Raw genomic sequence first — 16,176 nt, 5'->3', positions numbered from 1 at the left:
TCGGGAGGAAAACAATGATTATTGAATTATTATTCTGTTTCTTTGCTACAGTGGCATTTGGTATTATCTTTAATGTTCCAAAGCAGGTCTTATGGATTGGTGGGGCAATTGGTGCTCTAGCCTGGTATATTTATTCGATATTGCCGGCGCTTGGTATGTCAGATGTTTTCGCTACAGCAGTTGCTTCATTTATTTGTGCTACTGTTGCTCATCTGTTAGCAAAAAAGTTTCGAGTTCCAGTTACAACTTTTAGTATTCCAGCAATCATTCCTTTAGTTCCAGGGAGTAGAGCGTATTTTACAATGCTTGCATTTGTAGATGGTGACTATATAAATGGATTGCAGTTAGGTATTGAAACGATGCTTCGGGCTGGAGGAATCGCCGCAGGACTTGTTTTTGCTTTATCTATTTTCTCCATTGGAAAAGGAGGGATTGGACAGCGCTATGAAATCAGACGTCCATAATTTTATAAAACGGCATCATCTATTTGAAGATTGTAAGCTTGTCATTGTTGCTGTTTCTGGCGGACCAGATTCCATTGCTCTCCTTCACTACCTCTGGTCGAATAAAGAACACTATCAAATTGAAGTCGCTGCTTGTCATGTTCATCACCAACTAAGAGGGGAAGAGGCTGATGAAGATGCTCACTATGTTGAGCTTTTCTGTAAAGAGCGCGGAATATCTTTCTATCAGAGGTGTGTAAATGTGAAAGAGTATGCTTGTAAAAATAATGTGGGTACTCAAGTAGCTGCTAGAGAATTGCGTTATTCTTATTTTGAAGAGCTCCTGTCGCGATATCCTAATAGCATTTTAGCAACAGGTCATCATGGGGATGACCAAGTAGAGACTGTACTTATGAGGATGGTTAGAGGGAGTCTCCCCTTATTTACATATGGAATTCCAGTCAAACGTAAATTGGGGCAAGGTGTAATAATTCGTCCATTTCTAGGAATAACTAAAGAGAAAATTGAGCAATATTGTATAGAAGAATTATTGTATCCAAGACGTGATTCCAGTAACGAATCGTCTGCTTATACAAGGAATCGTTTCCGACGAGAAATCCTGCCTTTCTTAAAAGAAGAAAACCCGATGGTCCATACCCATGTACAAAGGAAACATGAATGGGAAACGGATGATCAAAGTTTGTTAATGGCTTTAGCAGAAGAGGCGAAATCTACTATTATTACAAAAAAAAGTGAACGAAACGTTACAATTTCCCGTATCGCTCTTCTTAACATAGCCCTCCCTTTACAAAGAAGGGTGATTCATCTAATATTAAATTATCTTTACGGGAAAAATTCACCATTGATTACGTCTATACATATTGAGCAAGTACTCGAAGTGCTTCGACATGAAAAACCATCAGCCGATCTTCATTTCCCAGACTCTACCCTCATCCGACGTGAGTATGATTTATGTCATTTTATGAAAGATCATATACATGAGGTTGAACAAATAGTCCAAACGCTGCCCGTTCCTGGGAGTCTTTCGACGAAAACATGGATAATTGAGTCATATGTGACAGAAGATCAAGATATAGTTGAAAAGGACAACCAAATTGTCTTGGATTATGACATTGTATCTGGCCCTTTACTTGTTCGAAGTAAAAAACCATCCGATCGCATGACGTGTAGAGGTATGGATGGGACGAAAAAGGTAGGACGACTGTTCATTGACAGGAAGATCCCGAAACAAGATAGGGAACATTGGCCCATCATTATTGATAGTGAAGGACAAATTGTATGGGTGCCATTTTTACACAGGTCTAAAGTTGCCAATGTTGGACACGATACGAAAAAGGTATTAGTTTTGACAAGTTATAGGAACGAGAGATCTGATGAATAGTAGGAGGTTTGTTTGACATTGATAAGGGATGAAATTAAAGAAATACTTATTTCTGAGGAGCAAATACAGGAAAAGTGTAAAGAGTTAGGGAAACAAATAACAGAGGAATATGACGGAAAATTTCCATTAGTTATTGGTGTACTAAAAGGTGCTATGCCTTTTATGGGTGATTTAACAAAGCGCATTGACACTCACATAGAAATGGACTTTATGGACGTTTCTAGCTACGGAGCAGGGATGGTCTCTTCAGGAGAAGTGAAAATTGTTAAAGATTTAGATACATCTGTTGAAGGCCGTGATGTGCTCATTTTAGAAGATATTATTGATAGCGGTCTAACACTAAGTTATCTTGTGAAGCTTTTCCATTACCGAAAAGCTAAATCAGTGAAAGTAGTAACGCTATTAGATAAACCAGATGGAAGAAAAGTTGATCTCGTTCCGGATATGGCTGGATTTACGGTTCCTGATGCGTTTGTCGTTGGTTACGGACTCGATTTTGCAGAACGATATCGTAACCTACCTTACATAGGAGTTTTAAAACCGGAAATTTATGAGAGTTAATGTTTGTGAACGAAAGAACAATTATGGTACGATAAACAAAGCTGTATTGTCGTGGGAGGAGGTCAAGGATGAATCGTATATTCCGTAATACTATTTTTTATTTACTTATCTTTCTCGTTATTATTGGAATTGTAAATGTCTTTAGTACTGATCAAGCACAAGTTGAAAACGTTACGTTTACTGAATTTACTGAGAGACTTGAGCAAGGTCAGGTTAATGAGCTTTCTGTAAAGCCAGTAAGGCAAGTTTATTTAATACGAGGACAATTTACTGACCAACAAGAGGGAGAGTATTTTGAAACATATGTCCTGCAAAGTGAGCAGACTGCAGATCTGCTATTTGGACCAGGAGGAGCTGCTGCTGGCTTTGAGGTAGATGTTCAACCTGCTGATGAGACAAGTGGTTGGGTTACATTTTTTACATCGATCATTCCTTTCATCATTATCTTTATTTTATTCTTCTTCTTATTGAGCCAAGCTCAAGGCGGCGGTGGCCGTGTCATGAACTTTGGAAAGAGCAAAGCTAAGCTAGTAAGTGATGATAAGAAGAAAGCGAAGTTTAAAGATGTTGCAGGAGCGGACGAAGAGAAGCAAGAACTTGTTGAAGTTGTTGAATTCTTGAAAGATCCACGTAAGTTCTCTGCTATTGGTGCACGTATTCCAAAAGGGGTTCTTTTAGTTGGACCGCCAGGAACGGGTAAAACATTGCTTGCAAGAGCAGTTGCTGGTGAAGCGGGCGTACCGTTCTTCTCAATTAGTGGTTCGGACTTTGTTGAAATGTTTGTCGGTGTCGGTGCTTCTCGTGTACGTGACTTATTTGAGAACGCGAAAAAGAATGCACCATGTATTATCTTTATTGACGAGATTGACGCAGTAGGTCGTCAACGTGGAGCTGGACTTGGTGGCGGACACGATGAGCGTGAGCAAACATTAAACCAGTTGCTTGTTGAAATGGATGGTTTTAGTGCGAATGAAGGGATTATTATCATCGCAGCGACAAACCGTGCTGATATCCTAGACCCTGCCTTATTACGTCCGGGGCGTTTTGACCGTCAAATTCAAGTTAACCGTCCAGATGTAAATGGTCGTGAAGATGTCTTAAAAGTACATGCTCGTAACAAGCCATTAGATGATGATGTTGATTTACGAGCAATTGCAGAACGAACTCCAGGATTCTCTGGTGCAGACCTTGAGAATTTGTTAAATGAAGCTGCTTTAATTGCTGCAAGAAATAATAAAACAAAAGTAAATATGATCCATGTTGAAGAAGCGATCGACCGCGTTATAGCTGGACCTGCGAAAAAGAGTCGTGTCATTTCTCCTAAGGAGAAGAATATTGTTGCTTGGCACGAAGCTGGACATACGGTTGTAGGTGTTAAGCTTGAGAGTGCTGATATGGTTCATAAAGTTACCATTGTCCCAAGGGGTATGGCTGGTGGTTATGCGGTTATGCTTCCTAAAGAGGACCGTTACTTTATGACGAAACCTGAGTTGCTTGACAAGATTATTGGGCTACTCGGAGGGCGTGTTGCTGAGGAAGTTCAATTTGGCGAAGTAAGTACAGGAGCTCATAATGATTTCCAACGAGCAACGGCAATTGCTCGCAAGATGGTGACAGAGTATGGAATGAGTGAAAAGATGGGGCCAATGCAGTTTGGTTCTGGCAATTCTGGGGGGCAGGTTTTCTTAGGCCGAGATATTCAGAATGAACAAAATTATAGTGATGCATTCGCTCATGAGATTGACCTAGAAGTACAGAAGATTATTAAAGAGTGTTATGAACGTTGTAAACAGATTTTGACTGAGAATAAGGCAAGTTTAGATCTTGTTGCAGAGACGTTAATAAAGCTCGAAACACTTGATGCAGAGCAAATTAAATCGTTAATTAACGAAGGCAAGCTTCCTGATAACCATCATACGAATAAGTATTTAGATGGGGGCAGTGAGGCGGATATGAAGGTGAATATCAACTCTAAAAAGGATGAAGATACAACTCCGGAAGAGGTTGATGAAAAGAAAGATGAGAAGCCTTCTGCTGAAGATAAGAAAAAAGATGAATAATGATCAGGGGATGTCATATTGGCATCCTCTTTTTGTTTCGCTGTGGGACAATCTGCAAGTCCAAATGGAAGCATAAAAATGTTGCTTGTTTTATAATGAACATTGGTAAATTAAAATTGGTCTGTCTGTTATTGTGTTGATTTGCACAAAATAGGAGAGATAGCCTTTAGTATAGAGAGAAGTTGGCGGTGAGTACATATGATAATGGTAGTAGATGTAGGAAATACAAACATCGTACTAGGTGTCTATAAGGGGAAAGAGTTGCGCTATCATTGGCGAATTGCAACAAGTAGGCAAAAGACAGAAGATGAGTGGGCCATGTCATTAAAAGGCTTATTCGAACATGAAAAATTATCGTTTGGAGAAATAGAGGGAATTATTATTTCTTCAGTCGTTCCCCCGATCATGTACACGTTAGAACTAATGTGTAAAAAGTATTTCGGCATTAAACCAATGGTCATTGGCCCGGGTATTAAGACTGGTTTAAATGTTAAATATGACAATCCAAAAGAAGTAGGCGCGGATCGAATTGTGAACGCAGTTGCAGCTATTCAACTTTATGGTAGTCCGCTTATCGTTGTTGACTTTGGTACAGCAACGACATATTGCTACATTAATGAGGATAGACAATATATGGGTGGAGCTATCTCGCCAGGCATTTCAATTTCAACAGAAGCATTATATACAAGAGCATCGAAATTACCAAGAATTGAAATAGCAAAGCCAAAAAATGTACTTGGAACAAATACTGTCCACGCGATGCAAGCGGGAATATTTTACGGTTATGTTGGCCAAGTAGATGGTATTGTTAACAGGATGAAAGCCCAAGCTAGTACGGTTCCAACAGTCATTGCAACAGGAGGAATGGCTTCATTAGTGGCCTCGGAAACAGAGACCATTGATGTAGTCGAACCGTTCTTAACGCTAAAAGGGTTACAAATGATTTACGAAAAAAATGCTTAAGAAAAGAAGGGAAAAACGATTATGGAAGATTATTTAATTAAAGCAATTGGATTTGAAGGAAAAGTAAGAGCGTACTCATTAGTCGCAACGAATATGGTCAATGAAGCAGTTAGAAGGCAAGGAACATGGCCTACAGCGTCCGCTGCCTTAGGTCGTGCGATGATGGCCAGTACGATGATGGCAACGATGCTAAAGGGTAATTCAAAGCTAACGGTCAAGATTGAAGGGAAAGGTCCAATCGGGGCGATCGTGATTGATGCAAATACAAAAGGCGAGACAAGAGGGTATGTAACAAATCCGCAAACTCACTTCGATTTAAATAGCCAAGGTAAACTGGATGTTGCTCGTGCTGTAGGGACAGATGGCTTTCTTTCAGTTGTGAAAGATTTAGGATTGAAAGAGAATTTCACAGGTAGTGTACCCCTCGTCTCAGGTGAACTAGGGGAAGATTTTACGTATTATTTTGCATCGTCTGAACAAACACCATCTTCTGTTGGTGTAGGAGTGCTTGTTAACCCGGATAATTCGATATTAGCAGCGGGGGGGTTTATCATTCAAATCATGCCGGGAGCTGATGATAGCATCATTGATGAGATCGAAAAGCGTCTTTCCTCGATCCCTCCAATCTCAAAGCTGGTAGAGGCTGGCATGCCGCCAGAAGAAATGCTTTATGCACTACTTGGGGATGACAATGTGAAAATCCTTGATAAGTTACCAATTGCATTTAAATGCCAATGTTCAAAAGAGCGAGTTGAAAATGCCATCATCAGTTTAGGGAAAGATGAAATTCAAGCGATGATTGATGAAGATGGAGGTGCAGAAACCGTTTGTCATTTCTGTAACGAGGTGTATAAATTAACAGCTGAGGAGTTAAAAGAATTAGCAGAGCAAACATAATAAAAACAATAAACCTCACCTTGAAAAAAATAGGGAAATTGTAACATGTTGATTGACTTATCAGAAAACGTCTGATACTATAATCTTAACAAAACCAATAAAGTTACTAGGGATTGAGGAGGCGTCTTTATGAAAGTTGTAAATTCAGTTACAGAACTTATCGGCCAAACACCATTAGTTAAATTAAATCGTCTTGTATCAGATAAGCATGCAGATGTTTATTTAAAATTAGAGTATATGAATCCAGGAAGCAGTGTAAAAGACCGTATTGCTCTTGCGATGATTGAAGCGGCAGAAAAGGCTGGCGTGTTAAAGCCTGGCGTTACAATCGTTGAGCCTACTAGTGGTAACACAGGGATTGGACTTGCGATGGTTGCAGCAGCAAAAGGGTATAAAGCAAAATTAGTTATGCCTGAGACAATGAGTATGGAACGTCGTAACTTATTACGTGCTTATGGTGCGGAGCTAGTATTAACTCCAGGACCAGAAGGTATGGGTGGAGCGATTCGCAAAGCGACAGAACTTGCGAAAGAAGAAGGACACTTTATGCCACAACAATTTGAAAACGAAGCAAACCCTGAGATTCACCGTAATACAACAGGAAAAGAGCTTCTTGAGCAAGTTGACGGGCAAATTGATGGATTTGTTTCTGGTATTGGGACAGGTGGAACAATCACAGGTGCAGGTGGGGTACTAAAAGAAAACTTCCCGAATCTTCACATTGCAGCAGTTGAGCCACAAGATTCACCAATTCTTTCAGGTGGAAACCCTGGACCTCATAAAATCCAAGGGATCGGTGCTGGATTTGTACCGAAAATTCTAGATACAGATATTTATGATTCAGTTATTCAAGTTTCGACTGAACAAGCGTTTGAATATGCACGTGCTGCAGCGCGTGAAGAAGGAATCCTAGGTGGAATTTCTTCTGGTGCAGCAATTTATGCAGCTCTTCAATTAGCAGAGAAGCTTGGACCTGGTAAGAAAGTAGTAGCAATTATTCCTTCAAACGGTGAGCGTTACTTAAGTACACCACTATATCAATTTGAAGACTAATGTATAGCGAAAAAGACTATGAGGGTAGGCCTCATAGTCTTTTTGTGTTGATTAAAGTGCATTGAATTGCATTTGGGGGGAACGATAAGAGTTGATTAGAATGTGAAAGGAGCATACGAAAAAGTGAGTGAAATCATTGTTATTTTGCTTAGGACCATTGTAGTGTTTATCATCATTCTAACGTTTTTTAGATTTATGGGAAAAAAGGAATTAGGAGAATTAAGTTTACTAGATATTATCGTTTCTCTTATGATCGCGGAACTTGCCGTTATTGCTATTGAAGATCCAGAAGTTTCAATGGCGAGGGGATTAGCTCCTATTTTCTTATTAATCCTAATTCAAGTAATACTCACTACAGTGAGTTTGAAAAATCAACGATTTAGGGACCTCATTGAAGGTAGGCCAGTCATGATTATAGAAAAAGGGAAGATCAATCAAACAAATATGAGAAAGCAGAGATACAACCTTGATGATGTCTTATTCCAACTTAGAGAAAAAGGAATTTCTGATATTAGACAGGTTGATTTTGCTATTTTAGAAAGGTCAGGAAACTTATCAATTTTCCGGAAAGAAGATACGAGTTCCCTCTTCACTCTCCCGTTAATCCAAGATGGTGTCATCCAAGACGACCACCTGAAGGTCATTGAAAAAACAAAAGAGTGGTTGTTATCGGAATTAGCAAAAAGAGGGTACGAACAAATTAAAGATATTTTTTATTGTAGCTACATGAAAGGGCAGTTTTTTATAGAAGAGAAAGATAAGAGGACTGTTAGTAAGTGATTTGTGGAATTAAGGAATTCATTAGAGCCTGTCCAAAAAGGGGAAAATCACCTTTTTTAGACAGACTTTTTAATAATTTGTTTTTACCTCTCTAATGTTCTCATGTAGAATAGACAAAAAGGAATGGAGACGGGAGTGAAGGCATTGCAACAGAATAAGACGAAATCATTAAACCGGACAAGCAGAGTGAAGTCTTTCTCTCTTAGTCAAGAAAAATGGTTTGAAAGTTACCGGGCATTAGCAGCAAGTGAACCTCAACATGTTCTATTAGAGAGTGGAAGAGGGGGACGTTATCATATTATCGGACTAAAACCATTTGCAACGATTTCTGGAAAAGGACAGACGTTGTCTTTTGAAAAGGGCGGGCACATTGAAACGAAAAAAGGGCCGTTACTTGAAAGTTTAAAAGAAGTTCTTGCGTCATATACTCAAGAGACAATTCCAGAACTGCCTCCTTTTCAAGGTGGAGCGATTGGGTATTTTTCGTATGATATTGTCCGAGAAATCGAAAACATACCGGAAATAGGGGCAGATGACTTAGCCTTACCTGATTTATACTTTATGCTTTTTAACGAAGTGTTTGTTTATGATAATGACAAAGAGGTCATGTGGGTCATACTTCATGGGCAAAAGCATGAGGGTGACATGCTAGAGAAGAAAGTAGAACAATATACAAAGCAGTGGAAAGAAGGTAGCGAGGAGGATGTTGTACGGATCAGGAAGAAGAAGGAAAGAGCAACTACTGTTCAGTCTTCCTTAACTGAAGAAGCCTTCTGCGAAGCTGTTGAAAAGATTAAGAAATATATAGCAGCAGGAGATGTCTTTCAAGTTAACTTATCGGTAAGGCAATCGAAGGAAATGGTAACTGAGCCATTTCATGTGTATGAAGTATTACGAAAGTTAAATCCATCACCATATATGAGTTATTTTCAAACTCCTCAATTTCAGTTTGTAAGTGCCTCACCTGAGCTATTGGTTAAAAAAAATGGTTCAGAGTTAAGTACAAGACCTATTGCTGGGACTCGTTCACGAGGAAAGAACGAGCAGGAAGACCAACAGCTAGCTGATACATTAATTAATAATGAAAAGGAACGGGCTGAACACGTTATGCTCGTTGACTTAGAAAGAAATGATTTAGGTCGTGTTTCTGCTTATGGAACAGTAGAAGTCGATGAGTTGATGGTGATAGAAAAGTACTCACATGTGATGCACATTGTATCCAATGTTAAAGGGACGTTATCAGATCAACATGACCTTTATGATGTCATTCGGGCAACGTTTCCAGGAGGAACGATTACAGGTGCACCGAAAGTGAGAACGATGGAAATTATAGAAGAGCTTGAACCTGTGCGAAGAGGCATTTATACTGGATCTATAGGCTGGATCGGATTTGATGAGAATATGGAGTTAAACATTGCTATTCGTACAATGGTTTGCAAAGATGGAAAAGCCTACGTGCAGGCTGGTGCAGGTGTTGTCATTGATTCCATTGCAGCTAATGAATACAAAGAGTCATTAAAGAAAGCTAGAGCACTTTGGCATGCGCTAGAGATTAGTGAAGAAGAGTTGAGTGAAGATATTGTCAGTTTGAGTTGAGGAGGAGTTTTTAATGATATTAATGATTGATAATTATGATTCTTTTACGTACAATTTGGTTCAATATTTAGGAGAAATGGGGCACGAATTAGTTGTCAAACGTAATGATCAAATTACGTTAGAGGAAGTTGAAGAGCTCTCCCCTGATTTTATTATGATTTCACCAGGGCCAAAAAGTCCAAACGAAGCAGGGGTAAGTTTAGATACGATTAAGCATTTTGCTGGAAAAATCCCTATCTTTGGGGTTTGTCTTGGGCACCAATCGATCGCTCAAGTTTTCGGGGGTGATGTCATTCGTGCTGAACGCTTGATGCACGGGAAAACGTCAGATATTACTCATAACAATGAAACCATTTTTAAGGGGCTGCCTTCCCCGCTGACAGCAACAAGGTATCATTCACTTATTGTAAAGAAAGAGACGCTGCCAGATTGTTTTGTTGTAACAGCTGAAACAGATGAAGGTGAAATTATGGCCATTCGTCACCGAGACTTGCCGATAGAAGGGGTTCAATTTCATCCAGAGTCTATTATGACAGCAGAAGGCAAGCAGCTCTTGAGGAATTTTATAGAAACGTATGGCAAGGAGAAATCAACGTGTTCGTCTATATAAATGGTCAGATTGTAAGCAAAGAGCAGGCGGTCGTTTCAGCCTTTGACCATGGATATATGTACGGTCTAGGTCTGTTTGAAACGTTTCGCGTTGATGATGGTCATCCATTTTTATTGGATGACCATTTTCGGCGTTTACAGGCCGGCTTGCAGACGTTAGGCATAAGCTGGTCGATGGAGCGGGAAGTTGTTCTAGAGATTATTCAAAGGTTGCTGAGGGCAAATAACTTACAGAGTGCGTATGTAAGGTGGAATGTATCAGCTGGCCCACAAGATCTTGGTTTGTATACAGGAGAGTATGAGGAGCCAACGGTCATTGTTTATATGAAGCCGCTCCCTATAGGTCAAGTAGATTCGAAGCGAGCGAAAGTATTAACTATTAAGAGAAATACTCCAGAAGGATCAACGCGGTTAAAGTCACATCATTATTTAAATAATGTTTTGGCAAAACGCGAAATAGGCGATGATAATACGGTGGAAGGGATCTTTTTAACTGAAGATGGGTTTGTTGCAGAGGGAGTGGTTTCCAATCTTTTTTGGGTGAAAAACCAAGTTGTTTATACACCATCGATTGAGACAGGGATTTTAAATGGGATTACGAGACAGTTTATTCTTGCTTTATTAGAGGAAAAAGGAATTTCGTATGAGCATGGTTTTTATCGTTTGGACGATGTGATGAATGCAGATGAGGCGTTTATTACAAACTCGATACAAGAGGTTGTTGTCTTGTCCTCTTTTAACGGAAAGGAGTATAAAGGGGAAGCGGTTTTAACTGAACAATTAAAGCGAGCGTTTCATATTTATCGGAAACAGCTTTGGAGTAGAGTGGATCTTAAAGGAGGAAGCGAATGAGTAAGGACTTAGAGAGTAAGCGCACACGTATAATGGGGATTTTAAATGTCACGCCAGATTCCTTTTCGGATGGGGGCAAATATACGGATATAGAACTTGCCGTCGAACGTGCTAAACAACTTGTCGCAGATGGTGCTGATATTATTGACATCGGCGGTGAATCAACGAGACCAGGAGCAAAGCAAGTTGAGGTAGGAGAAGAAATAAGACGAGTCATTCCAATTATTGAAGCAGTTGCAAAAGAGATAAATGTACCGATTTCTGTTGATACATACAAAGCAGAGGTAGCCAAGCTTGCGATTGAAGCTGGGGCCGATATTATTAATGACGTCTGGGGAGCGAAATGGGACAAGGATATGGCAAAAGTCGCTGCGGATTATAATGTTCCGATTATCTTGATGCATAATCGTAATGATCCAACTTACCGCAATCTCATGAAAGATGTTATTCATGATTTAGAAGAAAGTATTTCTATATGTTTAGGTGCAGGTGTTTCAAAAGAAAACATTATATTGGATCCTGGCATTGGTTTTGCTAAAAGTCATGAGGAAAATCTAGAAGTGATGAGAAATTTAGATTTAATTGTAAAAATGGGATATGAGGTACTGCTTGGTACTTCTAGGAAGTCTTTAATTGCTAAAACATTGAATCTCCCTGTTGATGAGCGAGTAGAAGGGACAGGAGCAACGGTTTGTTTTGGAATTATGAAGGGATGTCAAATTATGCGCGTACACGATGTGAAAGAAATGTCTCGGATGGCGATCATGATGGATGCCTTAGTAAGGAGTGAGTAGACGATGGATAAAATTTATATGAATCAGCTTGCTTTTTATGGTTATCATGGCGTTTTTCAAGAAGAAAACAAATTAGGTCAGCGATTTCTTGTGGATTTAATTTTAAATGTAGACTTAAAAAAAGCGGGAACAACAGATGATCTTCAAACGACGATTAATTATGGAGATGCCTATAAAAGAGTTAAGGATATAGTTGAGGGAAAACCCTACAGGCTTGTTGAATCCGTTGCAGAAGCGATTGCAAGTGATTTACTAAGTGCCTATGAAATGCTACAGGAAATTACAGTGAAAGTGATAAAACCGGATCCGCCGATTCCAGGACATTATCATTCTGTTGCTGTAGAAATAACGAGGTCAAGATCATGAAGCATGACGTATATATCGCATTAGGATCAAATATTGGTGATAGAGCTGACCACTTGGAAAAGGCCCTACAGTTGCTAAAAAGCCAAGAAGATATTCAACTAATTACACGTTCGTCGATTTATGAAACAGATCCAGTTGGATACGTAAATCAGCAATCGTTTTTGAATATGGTCGTGCATATAAAAACAACAAAGTCAGCAAGGGAAATATTGGATGTAACTCAGTCAATTGAGCATCAATGCGGACGTGAGAGAGAGATCAGATGGGGTCCTCGAACAATTGATCTTGACATTTTACTGTATGGCGAAGAGAATATGATGTTGGAGAACCTAATTATCCCTCACCCAAGAATGTGGGAAAGGGCATTTGTGATTGTCCCACTTATGGAAATTCATCCGACTCTCTACGCAGAGCACCTTGAACAAACAATTCAAGAGATATATGATGAACTACCAGATAAAGAAGGGGTAAGAAAATGGAATCCACAAACTATGGCAAAAAAATAAGAGCTTACCGAAAGCTCAAAGGATATACGCAACAAGAATTTGCAAAACAAGTAGGGATGTCTGTGTCTGTTTTAGGTGATATCGAGAGAGGCAATAGGCAGCCAAACGATACAATGCTAGAACAGATGGCGAAAGTATTAAATATATCAAAGTTTCAATTGCTATAAAAGTAGAACCGTTTTTTTTGGAGGTGAAAGGTATGTTAAAGATCGGGAATATTGAAATGAAAAATCAAGTTGTGCTTGCACCAATGGCCGGTGTTTGTAATCCAGCCTTCCGATTAATCGCAAAAGAATTTGGTGCTGGTTTAGTCTGTGCAGAGATGGTTAGTGATAAAGCGATTTTACATGGAAATGAGAAATCACTAAGCATGTTATATGTTGATGAACGTGAGAAGCCATTAAGTTTACAAATTTTTGGCGGTGAAAAAGAAACATTAGTAGAGGCTGCCAAGTTCGTTGATAAAAACACAAATGCAGATATTATTGATATTAACATGGGATGCCCAGTGCCCAAAATCACAAAATGTGATGCTGGTGCAAGATGGTTGCTTGATCCAAACAAGATTTATGAAATGGTTGCAGCAACAGTTGACGCAGTAGATAAGCCTGTAACAGTAAAAATGCGTATCGGTTGGGATTCTGATCATGTCTATGCTGTAGAAAATGCCCGTGCAGTTGAACGTGCAGGAGGTAGTGCAGTGGCTGTGCATGGTCGTACACGAGTTCAAATGTATGAAGGGAAAGCCGACTGGAATATCATTAAAGATGTAAAAGACTCTGTGAACATTCCTGTTATCGGAAATGGAGATGTAACGACTCCGCAAGAGGCACGTCGTATGTTAGATGAAGCGGGGGTTGATGGCGTTATGATTGGACGCGCAGCGCTAGGGAACCCTTGGATGCTTTATCAAACGATACAATACTTGGAGAATGGTACACTTACTGATGAACCAACTCCACGTGAAAAAATTGATGTGTGCATGATTCATTTAGATCGTCTCATCAAATTAAAAGGCGAACATGTTGCTGTTCGTGAAATGCGTAAGCATGCAGCGTGGTATTTAAAAGGGATGCGCGGAAATGGTCGAGTGCGTGATAAAATTAATAGCTTTGAATCAAGAGCTGATGTAGCAAATACTCTTTATGCATTTGTAGATGAGGTAGAAGCTCAAGAGGCTGAGCAATCAAGTGCTGTTTGACTTTTCTAATAGACTTCACTATAATTCGTTTGTAATTATTAAACTGTCAGTGTGATACGCTGGCAGTTTTTCTACATATAAAAACAGACAAAATAGGCTAAAATGATTGATGATAGAGGAGATGATGTATATGACTCAAGAGCTTGAGTTAAATGATCAGCTAGCTGTACGTAGGGACAAGTTAGCAAAACTACAACAACAAGGACAAGACCCTTTTGGCGGACGGTTTGAGCGCTCTCATACGGCAACTTCGATGAGCGGGGCATACGGTGAACAAACAAAGGAAGAACTAGATGAAGCAGGTCATGAAGTGACTCTTGCTGGACGAATTATGACAAAGCGTGGCAAAGGAAAAGCGGGATTTGCCCATATTCAAGATTTAACGGGACAAGTACAAATCTACGTTCGGAAAGATGCAGTTGGCGATGAACAATATGATTTGTTCAATACAATTGATATTGGTGATCTTGTAGGTGTAACGGGTACGGCGTTTAAGACAAAGGTAGGAGAGCTTTCTATTAAGGTTACCAATTTTCAGTTGCTTTCTAAATCGCTAAGACCGTTACCCGATAAATTCCATGGATTAAAAGATATCGAACAGCGCTATCGTCAACGTTATGTCGACCTCATTGTTAATCCAGAGGTGAGAGATACGTTTGTATTACGTAGTAAAATTTTGCAATCTATGCGTCGTTATTTAGATTCAAAAGGATATTTAGAGGTAGAAACCCCGACAATGCATTCAATTGCAGGGGGAGCTTCAGCTCGTCCGTTTGTTACTCATCACAATGCATTGGATATGACTCTTTATATGCGAATTGCCATTGAGCTGCATTTAAAGAGACTTATTGTTGGTGGTTTAGAAAAAGTTTATGAGATTGGTCGTGTGTTCCGTAATGAGGGTGTATCAACTCGCCATAACCCTGAATTCACAATGATTGAGCTGTATGAGGCATATGCTGACTACAATGACATAATGGAATTAACGGAGGAATTAGTTGCTCACATTGCTAGAGAAGTACTTGGAACAACTAAGGTTACTTATGGTGAATATGAAGTGGACCTAGAGCCAAAGTGGAAACGAGTTCACATGGTTGATGCTATTAAAGAGAAGACTGGCGTTGATTTCTGGAAGGAAATGACTGATGAAGAGGCGCGTGCAATTGCAAAGGAACATAATGTACACGTGAAAGAAACAATGACATATGGACATGTTGTTAATGAGTTCTTTGAGCACTTTGTCGAAGAGGATTTAATTCAGCCGACTTTTATTTACGGTCATCCTTTAGCTATTTCGCCATTGGCTAAGAAAAATCCAGAGGACCCTCGTTTTACAGATCGTTTCGAATTATTTATTGTTGGCCGTGAGCATGCTAATGCATTTACGGAGTTAAATGATCCAATTGATCAACGTGAACGTTTCGAACAGCAGCTCGTTGAACGTGAGCAAGGGGATGATGAGGCTCATATGATGGATGAAGATTTCGTTGAAGCCCTTGAGTATGGTATGCCTCCAACGGGTGGTCTTGGAATTGGGATCGACCGTCTAGTTATGCTATTGACGAATTCTCCTTCAATACGAGACGTTCTTTTATTCCCGCAAATGCGACACCGTGAGCAAGGGGAGTAAATGCTCTAGTTTTCTTTTGTAAACAGGATAGTTAAAAGGGGCATGGTTCTAGAAAAATATTTAGCTTGAATTCATGCCTCTTACTTATTGTTGAGCTTCTTTTTGATATTTAATTTAAATATTTTTTTAAAAAGGGTTGCAATAAAAATGTAGGGATGTTATATTATTTCTTGTCGCCAAGACGACTTAAAGAAATTCAAAAAACAAGTTGACATTACAATTTGGTTTTGGTATGATACAAAAGTCGCCAAGATACGACAAGTTAGTTCTTTGAAAACTGAACAAAAGCCAAGCGAAGTAGAGATACATGATATCTCGTTAATTTCTTAGTGATTTTTAAATCACATAAAGTATCGTTAGCGATACATTTTGAGCTAATCAGCTTGCCATTTTTATGGAGAGTTTGATCCTGGCTCAGGACGAACGCTGGCGGCGTGCCTAATACATGCAAGTCGAGCGGACT

Annotated in this window: 17 protein-coding genes and 1 rRNA gene; all 18 read left to right on the top strand. The window is 39.5% G+C overall.

Annotated features, from left to right (window positions below; genetic code table 11):
• Positions 1 to 14: 14 nt before the first annotated feature.
• Positions 15 to 464 carry a threonine/serine exporter family protein gene (locus tag SAY88_RS16630; RefSeq protein ID WP_332633178.1) on the top strand — a complete coding sequence of 150 codons (450 nt, stop codon included), beginning with the start codon at positions 15 to 17 and terminating at the stop codon, positions 462 to 464.
• Positions 445 to 1,845 carry a tRNA lysidine(34) synthetase TilS gene (gene tilS / locus SAY88_RS16625; protein ID WP_332633176.1) on the top strand — a complete coding sequence of 467 codons (1,401 nt, stop codon included), beginning with the start codon at positions 445 to 447 and terminating at the stop codon, positions 1,843 to 1,845. Before SAY88_RS16630 ends, tilS begins: the two co-directional genes overlap by 20 nt.
• Before the next feature lie 21 nt (positions 1,846 to 1,866).
• Positions 1,867 to 2,406 (top strand): hypoxanthine phosphoribosyltransferase, encoded by a 540-nt coding sequence (hpt, locus tag SAY88_RS16620; protein WP_431308887.1) that lies wholly within the window; start codon positions 1,867 to 1,869, stop codon positions 2,404 to 2,406.
• A gap of 68 nt (positions 2,407 to 2,474) precedes the next feature.
• Positions 2,475 to 4,466 (top strand): ATP-dependent zinc metalloprotease FtsH, encoded by a 1,992-nt coding sequence (ftsH, locus tag SAY88_RS16615; protein WP_332633174.1) that lies wholly within the window; start codon positions 2,475 to 2,477, stop codon positions 4,464 to 4,466.
• Between the two features lie 198 nt (positions 4,467 to 4,664).
• Positions 4,665 to 5,429 carry a type III pantothenate kinase gene (locus tag SAY88_RS16610; RefSeq protein WP_332633172.1) on the top strand — a complete coding sequence of 255 codons (765 nt, stop codon included), beginning with the start codon at positions 4,665 to 4,667 and terminating at the stop codon, positions 5,427 to 5,429.
• Positions 5,430 to 5,450: 21 nt separating this feature from the next.
• The gene (gene hslO / locus SAY88_RS16605; protein ID WP_332633170.1) at positions 5,451 to 6,326 is read left to right on the top strand and encodes an Hsp33 family molecular chaperone HslO; all 876 of its coding nucleotides are present in this window, start codon (positions 5,451 to 5,453) and stop codon (positions 6,324 to 6,326) included.
• A 129-nt stretch (positions 6,327 to 6,455) separates the two neighbouring features.
• Positions 6,456 to 7,379 (top strand): cysteine synthase A, encoded by a 924-nt coding sequence (gene cysK / locus SAY88_RS16600; protein WP_332633168.1) that lies wholly within the window; start codon positions 6,456 to 6,458, stop codon positions 7,377 to 7,379.
• Between the two features lie 123 nt (positions 7,380 to 7,502).
• Positions 7,503 to 8,159: a DUF421 domain-containing protein gene (locus tag SAY88_RS16595; RefSeq protein ID WP_332633166.1), complete on the top strand. Its 657-nt coding sequence runs from the start codon at positions 7,503 to 7,505 to the stop codon at positions 8,157 to 8,159.
• Positions 8,160 to 8,282: 123 nt separating this feature from the next.
• Complete coding sequence (locus SAY88_RS16590; RefSeq protein WP_431308886.1) at positions 8,283 to 9,755, top strand: anthranilate synthase component I family protein; 1,473 nt, start codon at positions 8,283 to 8,285, stop codon at positions 9,753 to 9,755.
• Between the two features lie 13 nt (positions 9,756 to 9,768).
• Positions 9,769 to 10,365 carry an aminodeoxychorismate/anthranilate synthase component II gene (pabA, locus tag SAY88_RS16585; protein ID WP_332633163.1) on the top strand — a complete coding sequence of 199 codons (597 nt, stop codon included), beginning with the start codon at positions 9,769 to 9,771 and terminating at the stop codon, positions 10,363 to 10,365.
• The gene (gene pabC / locus SAY88_RS16580) at positions 10,350 to 11,216 is read left to right on the top strand and encodes an aminodeoxychorismate lyase (RefSeq protein WP_332633161.1); all 867 of its coding nucleotides are present in this window, start codon (positions 10,350 to 10,352) and stop codon (positions 11,214 to 11,216) included. Before pabA ends, pabC begins: the two co-directional genes overlap by 16 nt.
• Entirely contained in the window at positions 11,213 to 12,010 is a 798-nt protein-coding gene (folP, locus tag SAY88_RS16575) for a dihydropteroate synthase (RefSeq protein WP_332633159.1), read from the top strand. The genes pabC and folP overlap by 4 nt, the downstream gene beginning before the upstream one ends.
• Positions 12,011 to 12,013: 3 nt before the next feature.
• Positions 12,014 to 12,376, top strand: coding sequence for a dihydroneopterin aldolase (folB, locus tag SAY88_RS16570; RefSeq protein ID WP_332633157.1), 363 nt, complete (start codon positions 12,014 to 12,016; stop codon positions 12,374 to 12,376).
• Entirely contained in the window at positions 12,373 to 12,882 is a 510-nt protein-coding gene (gene folK, locus SAY88_RS16565) for a 2-amino-4-hydroxy-6-hydroxymethyldihydropteridine diphosphokinase (RefSeq protein ID WP_332633155.1), read from the top strand. Before folB ends, folK begins: the two co-directional genes overlap by 4 nt.
• The gene (locus tag SAY88_RS16560) at positions 12,852 to 13,049 is read left to right on the top strand and encodes a helix-turn-helix domain-containing protein (RefSeq protein ID WP_250098108.1); all 198 of its coding nucleotides are present in this window, start codon (positions 12,852 to 12,854) and stop codon (positions 13,047 to 13,049) included. Before folK ends, SAY88_RS16560 begins: the two co-directional genes overlap by 31 nt.
• A 32-nt stretch (positions 13,050 to 13,081) precedes the next feature.
• The gene (gene dusB, locus SAY88_RS16555; protein ID WP_332633153.1) at positions 13,082 to 14,083 is read left to right on the top strand and encodes a tRNA dihydrouridine synthase DusB; all 1,002 of its coding nucleotides are present in this window, start codon (positions 13,082 to 13,084) and stop codon (positions 14,081 to 14,083) included.
• A 130-nt stretch (positions 14,084 to 14,213) separates the two neighbouring features.
• A complete protein-coding gene (gene lysS / locus SAY88_RS16550; RefSeq protein ID WP_332633152.1) occupies positions 14,214 to 15,713 on the top strand; it encodes a lysine--tRNA ligase in 1,500 nt (499 codons plus the stop codon).
• A gap of 391 nt (positions 15,714 to 16,104) precedes the next feature.
• Positions 16,105 to 16,176: ribosomal RNA gene (locus tag SAY88_RS16545) — 16S ribosomal RNA — on the top strand; the annotation flags it as partial.

This window comes from Halalkalibacter flavus (assembly GCF_036663575.1).
Taxonomy (GTDB): Bacteria; Bacillota; Bacilli; order Bacillales; family Bacillaceae_D; genus Halalkalibacter; species Halalkalibacter flavus.
This window is presented reverse-complemented; position numbering and strand designations above follow the sequence as displayed.